At 59.8% G+C, this 12,686-nt stretch carries 11 protein-coding genes; all 11 read right to left on the bottom strand.

Annotated features, from left to right (window positions below):
* Positions 1 to 95: 95 nt before the first annotated feature.
* Positions 96 to 932 (bottom strand): phosphate ABC transporter substrate-binding protein, encoded by an 837-nt coding sequence (locus AB5405_RS08620; protein ID WP_346979698.1) that lies wholly within the window; start codon positions 930 to 932, stop codon positions 96 to 98.
* Positions 929 to 1,729 (bottom strand): purine nucleoside phosphorylase YfiH/LACC1 family protein, encoded by an 801-nt coding sequence (locus AB5405_RS08615; protein ID WP_055286078.1) that lies wholly within the window; start codon positions 1,727 to 1,729, stop codon positions 929 to 931. The genes AB5405_RS08620 and AB5405_RS08615 overlap by 4 nt, the downstream gene beginning before the upstream one ends.
* 210 nt (positions 1,730 to 1,939) lie before the next feature.
* On the bottom strand, positions 1,940 to 3,094 hold the full coding sequence (gene ftsZ / locus AB5405_RS08610) for a cell division protein FtsZ (RefSeq protein ID WP_022094491.1): 1,155 nt from the start codon (positions 3,092 to 3,094) through the stop codon (positions 1,940 to 1,942).
* Positions 3,095 to 3,293: 199 nt separating this feature from the next.
* Complete coding sequence (locus AB5405_RS08605; protein ID WP_346979352.1) at positions 3,294 to 4,082, bottom strand: cell division protein FtsQ/DivIB; 789 nt, start codon at positions 4,080 to 4,082, stop codon at positions 3,294 to 3,296.
* Between the two features lie 424 nt (positions 4,083 to 4,506).
* Positions 4,507 to 5,418: a UDP-N-acetylmuramate dehydrogenase gene (gene murB, locus AB5405_RS08600; RefSeq protein ID WP_368138200.1), complete on the bottom strand. Its 912-nt coding sequence runs from the start codon at positions 5,416 to 5,418 to the stop codon at positions 4,507 to 4,509.
* A gap of 5 nt (positions 5,419 to 5,423) precedes the next feature.
* On the bottom strand, positions 5,424 to 6,842 hold the full coding sequence (murC, locus tag AB5405_RS08595) for a UDP-N-acetylmuramate--L-alanine ligase (RefSeq protein WP_260699166.1): 1,419 nt from the start codon (positions 6,840 to 6,842) through the stop codon (positions 5,424 to 5,426).
* 97 nt (positions 6,843 to 6,939) lie between these two features.
* The gene (murG, locus tag AB5405_RS08590; RefSeq protein WP_006234259.1) at positions 6,940 to 8,055 is read right to left on the bottom strand and encodes an undecaprenyldiphospho-muramoylpentapeptide beta-N-acetylglucosaminyltransferase; all 1,116 of its coding nucleotides are present in this window, start codon (positions 8,053 to 8,055) and stop codon (positions 6,940 to 6,942) included.
* Complete coding sequence (ftsW, locus tag AB5405_RS08585; RefSeq protein WP_050766083.1) at positions 8,045 to 9,538, bottom strand: putative lipid II flippase FtsW; 1,494 nt, start codon at positions 9,536 to 9,538, stop codon at positions 8,045 to 8,047. The genes murG and ftsW overlap by 11 nt, the downstream gene beginning before the upstream one ends.
* Positions 9,539 to 9,573: 35 nt before the next feature.
* A complete protein-coding gene (gene murD / locus AB5405_RS08580; protein ID WP_368138199.1) occupies positions 9,574 to 10,980 on the bottom strand; it encodes a UDP-N-acetylmuramoyl-L-alanine--D-glutamate ligase in 1,407 nt (468 codons plus the stop codon).
* Positions 10,981 to 10,989: 9 nt separating this feature from the next.
* Positions 10,990 to 12,009 (bottom strand): phospho-N-acetylmuramoyl-pentapeptide-transferase, encoded by a 1,020-nt coding sequence (mraY, locus tag AB5405_RS08575; RefSeq protein ID WP_349116802.1) that lies wholly within the window; start codon positions 12,007 to 12,009, stop codon positions 10,990 to 10,992.
* A gap of 3 nt (positions 12,010 to 12,012) precedes the next feature.
* On the bottom strand, positions 12,013 to 12,686 hold a 674-nt coding region (locus tag AB5405_RS08570; protein WP_368138198.1), incomplete at its 5' end, for a glutamate ligase domain-containing protein.

The raw sequence follows: 12,686 nt of genomic DNA, 5'->3' as shown, positions 1-12,686 counted from the left end.
CCTTGATATAGGTGCTGCGCGATACGAGCGCCAGCTCGCGCTTCTTGGGCGTCTGAACATTCTGCTCAGTCTGGGAGTTTTCCTGTGCTTCCATGCTACTCACTCCCCTTCTCGTCGTTGGTGACGGGAATAAAGCCCGCCTCGCGAATCTGCTTGTCCATCTTTTCGGACGTCACATAGTCAATGTAATCCTGCGCCTGCTGCGAAGGCGCACCCTTCACAAAGAAGTAAAGGTCGCGCGAGATGGGATAGCCGCCACTCGCGACCGTCTTCTCGGACGCCTCAACATGATTGACCGAGACGGCCTTGACCGAGGTCTTGGCGTTGAGGCTATCGACGAAGCCCAGCGAAATGTAGCCGATGGCCCCACGCGAACGAGATACCACGTCGCGCACCTGGCCCGTACCCGAAAGAACAGCCGAGCGGCGATCGAACGGCGTGCCATCCATCACGATGGTACGGAAGGCCTCGCGCGTACCGGACGCCTCGTCTCGGTTGATGACCTGAATCCTCAGGTCCTCGCCACCGACCTCTTTCCAATTGGTAATCTTGCCGGCGTAGATATCGCGGAGCTGCTCGGTCGAGAGGTTATCGACGGGGTTGTCGTCGTTCACGATGACCGCAATACCGTCGTGGGCAATGACGATGGGAGTCAGGCCCAGATCCTGTTCGTCGGCATTGAGTCCACGGGAGGAGCTGGCGATATCGGCCGTGCCGGCGCTGACGGCCTCGATCCCAGCGGAAGAACCCAAACCGGAAACGAGCACGTCGATGCCGGTCTCCTCCTTAAAGCCCTCGGCCGCAATCTCGGCGATAGGAAGGCAGGTCGTGGAGCCGGCCACGGTAATGGAAGAGGTAGAAGATCCCGAAGAACAGGCGCACAGCGTAAGCGTAAACACAGCGGCGCTCAGGACCGATACGATCTTTCTCATAGCATCATGCCGATCGCAGCATGGCGCCCACAGGTGCCGTCCTCGTTACGGTAGGAATAAAAGCGGTCGTTCTGACGCACGGTCGAAAGCTGGGTATCCACGATATTATCCGCGTCGACACCGACATCTACCAGCGCCTCGCGAATGGCAGCGGAAAGATCAAGCATGCGAGAGGTATTCGCATCGATGCAAGAGAACTCGGCGGCAAAGCGATCCATGAGTTCCTGGGATACCTCATATTCGTCACCCAAGATATGGGGGCCGATATAGGCGGAAACGTCGCTCGCATCGCAACCGGCAGCATCGCAAAGCGCCTGGCACGCCTTGGCGGAAATACGTGCAATCGTGCCCTTCCAACCGGAGTGCACCACGGCAAATCCGCCGGGGGCCACCAGCACCACGGGAACACAGTCGGCAAAGCAGAGCAGCACGGGCACGTTATGCGCCGTGCAGACGATGGCATCACAGCCCTCGGCAATCTGCTCGCGAACGTCCTCAAGGTCATCGGCGCCGTTCGAGGTCACCGCAACGATATGATCACCATGGACCTGATTGGGAACGAGCAGGTTGTGCTCGCACTCGGCGGCACCCATAGCCTCGAGCGCACGACGACGATTTTCTTGAACAGCAAAGGGGTCATCGCCAACATGCGAGCCCAAGTTGAGTGAGGAGTACGCATCTTCGGAAACGCCACCGGCGCGCTCGGTGAAGGCAAAGCGAACATCGGATGTCGCGCCCTCCACCAACGTAACTCCATCATGGTCGACACGCGAAACTTTGTCCGCACGTGCTGCCATACTAAAGCCTCCTAATAACACAAGTACCGCGGCATCGCCGCTACAGCCCGCGTTTATACGGCTGTCATACTTCTCTAAAAGGATACCTGCTGCGCTGGAGGCAATCGTAAAGGGAACGTAAAGAGATTGGAGGTTCTAGTTTACAAAGTCGAAATAAAAAGGGCGCGTCCATACGGACACGCCCCTGTGCACAACAATGCAAAGAACGACTTAGAAGCTACCGCGCTTCAGGAAGTCGGGAAGCTCGAACTGATCGTTGCCGAAGTTAGGAAGCTCGGTGCCACCGACGTTGCGGGTCGGAGCGGCCTGAGCCGGGCTCGTGGCAGGAGCGGTGCGCTGCGGCTCAGCGGAGGCAGCGGCCTTGCTCTGAGACTGCTGAGCAGCAAAGAGCTCGTCCTGACGGTTGACGTTGGAGTCGGAGAAGCCCGTAGCGATGACGGTGATACGCACCTGATCGCCCAGGGACTCGTCGACAACGGTACCGAAGATGATGTTGGCCTCGGGGTCGACGGCGTTGGCGACAACGTCGGCGGCGTCGCTGATCTCCTGGATGCCCAGGTCCTTGGAACCGGCGATGGAGAGCAGCACGCGCGTGGCGCCATCGATGGAGCTCTCGAGCAGCGGGCTGGAGATGGCCTGCTGGGCAGCGTCGACGGCACGGGTGTCCCCAGAAGAGGTACCGATACCCATCATGGCGGTACCGGCCTGCTTCATGATGGTCTTAACATCGGCGAAGTCCAGGTTGATGATACCGGGGACGGTGATGAGGTCGGTGATGCCCTGGGTGCCCTGGGAAAGGACGCCATCGGCAATCGCGAAGGCCTCGAGCATGGTGGTCTTCTTCTCGGCGATGTCGAGCAGCTTATCGTTAGGGATGACGATCATGGTGTCGACGCAATCGGAGAGGGTCTTAATGCCCTCCTCGGCGCTCTTCTTGCGCTTGCGGCCCTCGAAGGTGAAGGGCTTGGTCACGACGGCGACGGTCAGCGCACCGACCTCGTTCATCGCGATATCGGCAACGATGGGAGCAGCGCCGGTACCGGTGCCACCGCCCTCGCCGCAGGTGATGAACACCATGTCGGCGCCAGCGAGCGCCTCGGCAATGTCGTCGCGGGACTCATCGGCAGCCTTGCGGCCAACCTCGGGGTTGGCGCCGGCGCCCAGGCCGCGGGTAAGGTCGGTGCCGATGTGCACCTTGATATCGGCATCAGAGATCGCGAGTGCCTGAGCATCGGTGTTGATGGCAACAAACTCGACGCCGCGGATGCCCTCTTCGATCATTCGATTGACCGCGTTGGTACCGCCGCCGCCGACGCCGACCACCTTAATGACGGCAAGGTAGTTGTTGATCTCTGTCTCGTGCATGTCGGTCCTCCGAACAAAGGTTATAGCCATAGCATGGGTCGACCCCTGCGCACATTAACCTTCAGGTTGAAAGTAAATGCAAAGGTAAACCGTATTATGTTTGCACATTATGAACGTATCAGTCAAATAATTGACCGTGAAAACCAAACAAACCAGATAAACGGCGTGGTATGGCCCCTCAACAAAGCATCAACCAGCGCTACGAGGTCGGAGCGTTCCTAAATGTATAGTTACCCGGAGAGCGCACATTGATATACGTTACGCCCTCTACCTGCGAAAGCAGCTTGGTGACTACGCGCTCCTTCTTGACGATATCGTTCGAATCGCCCAGCGACACCTCAATGCCGTTATTGAGGTTTGCCGAGATGGCTTCGACCGAAGGCGTGGAAATATCCTTGACTTGTCCCAAGAACTCGCTCGAAAAACCACGCACATAATCCAAGCCAGCCTTAACGGCCTTGGAGCTCACTGCCTGGCCGGAAACCGGAGCGACATCCGCCGAGACATCAGTCAACAACACCGCGCCATAGTGCTTAGCGAGCGCCAGCGCGGCATCGATTCCGGTCAAGGTATTTGAGCCCTGCCCTGTCGTGATGACGTTGTCTTGGTCGTCCACTTCGACCGACGTCGACAGTGGGGCGATCCAGGTGTCATCATCCCCGATGGCCCAGGCAAGGTCATCGGAACTGATATAGGCAATTGCGATGACCTTGCGCTCCATCGGCGTAATGATGAGCGTATGCGGGAACTGACGCTGGACATCCACGCCCGAGACCCACGGATTCTGCTTGAGGTCCTCGGTAATCTGGTCGGGATCGACGTTAAAAAGCGACGTTCCCTCGGGCAAATCGATCAGCTGGATAGCATCGTGCTTCGTCACATGCTCGCTGCCTTGAATCTGAATATCAGTGGCGGTAAACAATCCAGAGTTGATCACCACGATGGCAACGACGACGAGCACGGCCAAGGCGGCCAGAACGCCGCCCACGATTTTGCCTTTGCCTGCAACGACAGAAGCGGCGTCTGATGTTTTATTTACCATCGCCCCAAGTGAAGACAACGGGTTGACTCCTTTTTTACCCGAAGGCTTCTTGGCGGTAGCCGGCACCGATGTCAGCGAGCGCGGTTTCGATGCGCCCAGCGTGCGACCTGGACGCGGCGCTTTAGTTCCCGTCGAGGGCTTAGGAGTTGCCATGGGACGGGCGGGCTTGGCGCCCATAACAGGCTTTGACGTCACCGAGGGACGCGAGGACTTTTTTGCGGCCGGACGATTACCGAGCTGCGAGCCGACAACCGGACGACTGGTCTGTCGAGCATGCCCGACAGACTTAGAGTGCGCGACGGTATTGCGTTGAGGTTTGGCAGGCGCGCCGGAACGCCCTCCGGCGCGGCGGAAGGTGGGTTTCGATGCTCTAGAAGCCGAGGAATTTAACTTCCGGTCTGAGCTCGATGCCATACGCCTCCCTCACCTTTCCGTGCACATGTCTGATAACCGCGGCAACGTCATCGGCCGAGGCAGTTCCGTTATTAACGATAAAAATAGCGTGAACGGGCGAAACTTCCGCGCCGCCAATCGAAAAACCCTTTAATCCACAATCCTCGATAAGCTTGCCCACACTCGCATCGGGCGGGTTGCGAAAGACCGACCCGCAGGATGCGCGACCCATGGGCTGCGTACGCTTGCGCCTCGTCAGGTACCGCTCCATGCGCTCGCGAATGTCGGCCTTGGGCGCCGGTTTAAGCTTGAGCACGCACTCGAGGATAATCTCATTGCGGGGAAGGCTACATTCGCGGTAGCCCCAAGTGATCTCGGACCCCGCATAATGCTTGATACCGGATGCCGGGTCAAACGTTACGACATCCTCAACCAGCGAGCCAATCCACTCGGTCCGTGTGCCGGCATTCATAGATATCGCACCGCCAACCGAGCCAGGGATGCCAACGGCAAACTCAAGGCCCGAGAGGCTACGCGACAGGGCATCGTTGACCAGGCGCGCAAACATCACGCCCGCACCGACCGTCAGCGTACAACCGTCATCGGCAACAACCGTGCGCTGAAACTCACGTCCGAGCGAAATGACGGCGCCGCGATAACCGCCATCGGCAACCAGCAGATTGGAGCCCTTGCCGATGATGACCCACGGCACCTGCTCGCGATCGAGCACCGCCACGGCGCGGCGGAGGGCATGATAGCTATGGCACGTCACAAAGAGGTCGGCCTTGCCGCCGATACGATAGCTCGTATGACGCGCAAGGCGCTCGTCCTCGATCACATCCGTGTCGATCATGCCCGAGAGCGCCATGACGGCGTTAAACAGACCCATTAGACTTAAGCGTCTTTCTTGGCAGTCAAATACTCGATAAACTCGGGGCCGACGGTCGTAACGTCACCGGCACCCATAGTGAGCAGCAAGTCGCCCTCGCCCACCATCTGCTCGAGCTCCTGATTGAGCTCAAGACGGCTGGAGCAGTACACGACCTCCTTGCCAGGATGCTTGGCGCGCACGGTATCGGCGAGCATCTTAGAGGTAACACCCGGAATGGGCATCTCGCCAGCCGAGAACACATCAATCAGCAGCAGTTTATCGGCATTGGCAAATGCATCGGCAAAGTCGTCGCACAGGGCCTGCAGGCGCGAATAGCGGTGCGGCTGGAACACGACGTCGACATGCTTGTAGCCCAGCGACGAAGCGGCAGCAAGCGTCGCCTTGATCTCGGTGGGGTGATGGCCGTAATCATCGACCACGGTGATGCCATCGATATCGCCCACGTGGGTAAAGCGACGGCGGACGCCCTCAAAGCTCGAGAGCGCCTTGGCGGCGGAGTCGATGTCAAGGCCCAGGACATGGGCGACGGTGAGCACCGCCGTGGCGTTGAGCATGTTGTGGCGACCGGGATTGCTCTTGATCTCCACAGCATGCTCAGTGCCGTCCTCAAAGCGAACGATAAAGTCACTCTGGATGCCCTTGACATCCGGGTGCATGCAGACGATGTCGTTGCTCTCGGCAAAGCCGTAGGAAAGCACGTGACGGCCCGTCGACTTGGCGAGCTCGACCAGATGCGGGTCCTCACCGCAGACGATGACGGTGCCGTCCTCGCCCACCAGGCTCATGAATTTGGCGAAAGTTGCCTCGATCTCCTCGATACCCGAGTAGTGATCGAGGTGGTCGGCCTCGACGTTGGTCACAATGACCACGTTGGGGTTCAGGAACAGGAAGGAGCTGTCGGACTCGTCGGCCTCGGCGACAAAGTAGTCGCCCGAGCCGTTCTTGCCGTTCGTGTCATAGCCCTCGACAATGCCGCCGATCAAGAAGCTCGGATCCAGGCCCATGCGGTCGAGCATGGTGGCGCACATCGAAGACGTGGTGGTCTTGCCATGCGTGCCGGCAACAGCGACGGTGGTGTAGCCGTGGCCCAAAGCAGAGAGCATCTTGGCACGGGGCCACACGGGAATACCAAGCTCGCGAGCGCGCACGAGTTCAGGGTTGGACTCCGGAATAGCGGTAGAGACAACAACCACGTCGGGCTTGACCTCGTCGATCGTGGCGGCCTCATGGCCCACATGCACCTTCACACCAGCGCGGGTAAGCTGGCGGATATAACGTGACGTCTTAAGGTCGGAGCCGGTAACGGCATAACCGCGCTCGTGCAGAACGAGGGCGATGCCGCTCATGCCGGCGCCGCCGATACCGATAAAGTGGGCGCTCTTAAACTCGGGCGCGGAGGTTGCAGTCTGGGAATCAGCCATGTGCTCGTGTACTCCTTGCGTAAACACTGCCTGTAACCCGTTAACTGTACCGCACCAACCGCATCAGCGCGAGGGCGACCGACGATATCCCGTCTAACTAACGCAAACCCTCTACCGCATCCGCCAGAAGAGCGGCGGCCCTATCCTGAGCCAGACCACGCGCCGCCTGACGCATGGCGTCGCGCGCCGCCGCGTCATCGACCAGGTGCAGCAGCTCATCGGCAAAGGCAGAACCGTCGATATCGGCATCGGCGCAGAGCACGCCGGCCCCGGCGTCGACCAGATAACGGGCATTGGTGGTTTGGTGATCGGCCGTGGCGTGCGGGTACGGCACGAGCACCGAAGGCACGGCGAGTGCAGCGATCTCGGCCACGCTCGATGCGCCCGAACGCGAGAGCACCAAATCGGCAGCAGCCAGCATATCGCCCATGTTGTCGATGTAAGGCTGGACGCGGTAACGCTTCGCCTCCTCGGGCGTCAGCGCCAAAGCGCGCTCGGTCTCCTCAAAGCCATCGGCACCCGTCGAATGCAACACATAGAGGTTCTTGCGCGAAAGCAGCTCGTTTTTGAGCGAAGCCACGCGCTCGTTGAGGTGCTGGGCGCCAAGTGAACCGCCAAAGACGAGCAGCAGCGTAGCGTCCTCGGGAACGCCAAGTGCCTTGCGGCCGCGAGCGCGATCGCCCTCGATTACCGAGCGACGTACGGGGTTGCCGGTCATGAGCACGTGGCCAGGGTCACCTTCGCGCTCAAAGACCGAACGCGCTGCCGGCACCGAGATGCACACGCGGGCGGCGTGGGAGTTCATCATCTTGTTGGCCAGGCCCGGAACAGAGTTCTGCTCATGCAGCAGATACGGGACGCCTGCGCCCTTGCACCACCCCAGCAGTGGAACCTCGACATAGGCACCAAAACCGATGGCGGCATCGGGCTTGCCGACCTTTGAGAAATGACTGGCGAGCGCACGCTTGGCCTTGTTGACACGCCACAGCGAGGTCAGCGCCGTCCAAGGACGGGAGCGGTCGAAGCCCGTGACCGTAATGGGCACAAAATCAAACCCAGCCTCGGGGACCAGACGACCCTCGAGCTTGCGCGACTGGCCCACGAACACAACGTGGTGGCCACGGTCACGCAGCTCTTCGGCCAAGGCGAGCGCGGGGTTGATGTGTCCTGCCGTGCCGCCGGCTGCAATAGCAACGGTCATTTTATCGGTCATGGTAGTCCCTTCGTACACGCGGTCCCTGGTCGTCGGTACGCAGACGCGCCGACGGGTCCGAGTTCAAATCGATTCGATTATATCCGCCGCCCGCATTGCGAGGAGTGGGGCGCTGAGGACGACCTTGCGGCACCGTTCGCTGACGCGGGCGGGCTGCCGGCTCGGTCGCAGAGCCATCCAGGACGGTAAAACCGTTACGCGAAGATCGCTCGCCGCGCACGTGGGGCAAGCCGGCGGTACTCTCATCCATAACGGCAAAGCTCTCACGGCGGCGGTCATACTCATCGCGGCGGGCGCTCTCGTACGAAACGCGCAGGATCAACCCGGCAAGCATGAGCGACACAATAATCGACGAACCGCCGTAGCTAATAAACGGCAACGGTTTGCCCGTCATGGGAAACACGTTGAGGATGCCCAGCGCGTTAATCAAAAACTGCACCGCGAGAATGACCGCGGAGCCAGACGCCATGAGCGCGCCCCGACGATCGGTCGCCTGCTCGGCAATGCGAAACGCCGAGTAGATCAGCATCGCAAACACCAAGAAGAACAGCACGGTTCCGACAAAACCGACTTCCTCGCCAATGATGGCCAAGATGTAGTCGTTGTGTGCCTCGGGCAGATACGAGTACTTCATGGTTGAGTTGCCGATGCCACGGCCGAACAGACCGCCCGAGGCAAAGGCCATGATGGCAAGCGTGGCCTGATAGCCGTCACCATACTCGTCGGCCCAAGGGTTCAAGGCAACCTGAATACGCACCATACGGTACGGCTCTGCGACAAGCGCAATCACGATCACGAGAATGCCGAAGATTAGCACGCCGATGATAAATCTGGGGTCGAGACCCGCAAACAACGCCATGCACATGAGGGTCAACAGGATGATCAGGACAGTACCGAAATCGGGCTGGATAAAAATCAGAAAGAGCGAAATGCCCAGGTAGATGCCCATCTTGCGAAGGAATTCGTTGATGTTGCCACCGGGCGAAAAGAAGCGATCAAGCATGATGGCCGAATACGCAATGGCAAATGGCTTTAAAAACTCGGAAGGCTGGAACTGAATACCGGCGATGTTGAGCCAGCGCGTGGCACCGCGGCTGCCGCTGCCCACCAAGAACACCAGAAGCAGTAGCCCTATCATGCCGATAAGGAAGATCCTGAGCACATCCTCCCCAAACCAGCTGTCCGGCAAAACGCGCACGATGGCAATCAGCGCCAGAACACCGACCACGGCAAACGCGGCCTGTCGACCCAGAAAAAACGTCGCCGAGCCATTCTCGTGCAGCGCCTCGACCGAAGACGCCGAGTACACCATCAGCAGGCCAAAGCATACCAAGGTAAACAAGCAGGCCATGAATATCAAACGGGGGCGCATGATACGGGCGGGAACGCCGGCAATATAGCGTTCGCTAAACGACTGCCCGCCGCGGCTGGAACGCGGTGTGGTGCGACGTGAGGAAGCACGGTCCGAGTCGGGCCTCCTCATACCTTGTCGGGGGCTCTCCTCTCTCACCGCAACCCCTATTCCATTTGTGATTTCGCCGCAGCGGCAAGCTGAGCCACGTAGTCCTTAAACACGCGGCCGCGCTCCTCATAGCCCGAGAACTCATCGAACGAAGAGCAGGCAGGAGAAAGTAAGATCACGTCACCACGGCTCGAAAGCGAACGGGCAACGTCCACGGCGTCGCGCAGGTCATCCGCCTGGGCGATATCCACATCGCCATCGACATCGGCCTCGTCCATAGCGGCGGTGAAGCGCTCGCGCGCATCGCCAAAGCAGACGACCGAGCGCACGTTGTCCATAACGACGCGCGCGAAGTCCGTGAGCGGCGTGCCCTTATCGTGGCCGCCGAGCAGCAAGATCACGTCGTCATCGGGAAATGCCGTCAGTGCCTTCTCGACCGCATCGGTGTTGGTCGCCTTGGAATCGTTGACGTAGCGCACGCCGTCAATCTCGCCACACGGCTCCACGCGGTGCTCGAGCGGCTGGAACGAGGCAAGACCGCGGCAGACACCATCGACATCGGCACCGACTGCCAAGGCAGCCGTGGCAGCGCACAGGGCATTGATAACATTGTGATGGCCCGAGATCTTGAGCTCGGATGTAGCGATGAGCGGGGTCTCGACACCCTTCAGACGCACGATCATCTTGCCATCGCGCACAAAGGCGGCATCCTCGCCCTCAGGCTCGTCAAAGGCAACCTTGCAGATGCGACGACCCGGCGTGTAGATGTACTCATCGAACTCGTGAATGCCGGCGTCTTCGACGTCGACAACCACCAGATCGTCATCGACCATATTGTCAAACAGTTTGATCTTGGCAAGCGCATAGTTCTTATGGCTCTTATGCCAGCCCAAGTGGTCGGGAGTGATGTTGAGCAGCACCGCCACGCGGGGGTGGAGCTCGGTTGTCGCAGCAATCTGATAGCTCGAGAGCTCAGCCACAAACCACTCGTTGTGGGCTCGGCCGTCAATCTCGTTGACCGGCGGCTCGCCGATGTTGCCGACAGCAACGCTGGCCTCGCCGGCAGCCTTAAGCAGAAAATCAGTCAGCGACGTGGTGGTCGTCTTGCCGTTGGTGCCCGTGATGGCAATCCAGTTATCGGGCGACAGGCGATAGGCAAACTCGGGCTCACCCATAATCTGGGCGGCATGCTCGCGCCCAGCCTTAAAGAAGCCCGAGAACTCCGAGATGCCCGGGCACGTCACGCATACGTCATAGGCGCCCTCGACCTGTTCGGTCCCATAGACAAACGACGCACCAGCAGCCTCGAGCGCACGCGTGGCGTCATTGGGCTCAGAGGTGCCACCGCCATACACGGTAACGGCACTTACGCGCTCGGGATGTGCCAGCGCCCAGCGGGCGACATCGAGACCGGATTTGCCCTGACCCAAAACGAGCAGGCTAAAGACATCAGCAAGAGACATGAAAGACCACTATCCCAACTGGAAGAACAGGGCAAGGCCAACGGCACCAAAGGCCGCAGCGATAATCCAAAAACGGATGACGACCTTGGTCTCGGCCCAGCCCTTCTTTTCGAAATGATGATGGATGGGCGCCATAAGGAAGACGCGCTTGTGCGTAAAGTGGAAGTAGACAACCTGAATCATGACCGACAGGGTCTCAACGATAAACAGGCCGCCGATGATGAGGGAGACGACCTCGGTGTTGGTCATGATGGACGTGCAGGCAAACGCGGCGCCCAGGGCAAGCGAGCCGGTATCGCCCATAAAGATGCTCGCCGGATAGCAGTTGAACCACAGAAAGCCCAAGCAGGCACCGGCACACGCGGTGCAGAAGATGGACAGGTTCACGTCTCCGTGCAAAAACGCCATGGCAGCCATGGCGAGCATGGCAATCATGGAGGTGCCGCCGGCAAGACCGTCAAGGCCATCGGTCAGGTTCACGGCATTAGAAAGACCGGCGATCATCAGCCAGCAAAAAACAATGTAGAACCACGGGAACGAAAGGCCGCAGATGGTGGTCGAAAGCACGCCAAGGTCAATCGTCAGGCCGCCGGGAAAACGAATCTCGGGGGCGACGCCGCACCAGTTAACGGCAAGTACCGTAAAGGTGACACAGATAATGGTTAGGCCGATCATCTTGGCATGAGGCGTCAGACCGAGCGAGCGCCCATGCGTAACGGAGGTCAGGTCGTCGATCAGGCCCAGCACGCCGGTCGCCAGCGTGGCGAGCAGCACGAGCACGAGCTCGGTGGTGAGCTTGCCCATCAGCAGGCAGGTCAGCGAAATCGCGACGAGAATGACAACGCCACCCATGGTGGGCGTTCCCTGCTTAACCAAATGACGCTTGGGGCCGTCGGCACGAACCTGCTGGCCGATACCCTCGACCTTGAGCAGCTTGATCCACCACGGCATGAGCAGCAGCGCAATGGCAGCGGCGATGCCAAGCCCCAAAAAAGCCTGATACGTTGGATACGAGGGATTGCCGAACATGGGCTAGCACACACCTTCCACAAAGCGGTCGAGCTCAACAAAGCGGGAACCCTTGACCAGTACAACATCATGTTTTTCAAGCGCGCCGCCCATGCGGTCGAGCACCTGCTGATAATCGGAGAACACCTGGATGCGGTCCTCGTCCATGCCCATCATGCGCGCGGCATCGGCCATAAGCTGGGCCAGCTCACCACCCACGCACGCCAGCATGTCGAGCTTCTTGGCGGCGGCATAGGCGCCCACGAGCTCATGCATGCGAGGAGCCTCATCGCCCATCTCGCCCATCTCGCCCAGGATCGCCATGCGAGACCCCGTGCACGAAAGCGAGCACAGTAGATCGAGGCCAGCAGCCATGGATTCGGCACTGGCGTTATAGGAATCGTCGATGACGCGGGCACCGCTCTTGGCGCGCTTGATCTCCTGGCGGTGACCGGTGATCGTGAGGCCCCTAAAGGCAGCATCGATCTGCTCGGGCGTCAGGCCCAGGCGATAGGCAACCGCGGCGGCCTTAACGGCATTTGGGACGGACTGCACGCCGGGGATGGCAAGCATGGTATCGATCGTCTCGCCCTGGCCAAAATCGAGCGTAAAGACCGGACGGCCCTCGTCATCAACACGAATGTCGCGGGCACGGACCTCATCATCGTCCGAGACGCCGGCCAGCATCACGTCGATAC

It is taken from the genome of Collinsella aerofaciens (genome assembly GCF_040920445.1).
Classification (GTDB): Bacteria; Actinomycetota; Coriobacteriia; order Coriobacteriales; family Coriobacteriaceae; genus Collinsella; species Collinsella aerofaciens_BH.
The sequence above is the reverse complement of the archived record's forward strand: the minus strand, read 5'-3'. Positions and strand labels throughout refer to the sequence as shown.

What these genes read in the sequence shown, in the direction of transcription:
- AB5405_RS08620 (WP_346979698.1), bottom strand. Translation starts at nt 932, where the DNA reads ATGAGAAAGATCGTATCGGTCCTGAGCGCCGCTGTGTTTACGCTTACG.
- AB5405_RS08615 (WP_055286078.1), bottom strand. Translation starts at nt 1,729, where the DNA reads ATGGCAGCACGTGCGGACAAAGTTTCGCGTGTCGACCATGATGGAGTT.
- ftsZ (WP_022094491.1), bottom strand. Translation starts at nt 3,094, where the DNA reads ATGCACGAGACAGAGATCAACAACTACCTTGCCGTCATTAAGGTGGTC.
- murB (WP_368138200.1), bottom strand. Translation starts at nt 5,418, where the DNA reads ATGGGTCTGTTTAACGCCGTCATGGCGCTCTCGGGCATGATCGACACG.
- murC (WP_260699166.1), bottom strand. Translation starts at nt 6,842, where the DNA reads ATGGCTGATTCCCAGACTGCAACCTCCGCGCCCGAGTTTAAGAGCGCC.
- murG (WP_006234259.1), bottom strand. Translation starts at nt 8,055, where the DNA reads ATGACCGATAAAATGACCGTTGCTATTGCAGCCGGCGGCACGGCAGGA.
- ftsW (WP_050766083.1), bottom strand. Translation starts at nt 9,538, where the DNA reads ATGAGGAGGCCCGACTCGGACCGTGCTTCCTCACGTCGCACCACACCG.
- murD (WP_368138199.1), bottom strand. Translation starts at nt 10,980, where the DNA reads ATGTCTCTTGCTGATGTCTTTAGCCTGCTCGTTTTGGGTCAGGGCAAA.
- mraY (WP_349116802.1), bottom strand. Translation starts at nt 12,009, where the DNA reads ATGTTCGGCAATCCCTCGTATCCAACGTATCAGGCTTTTTTGGGGCTT.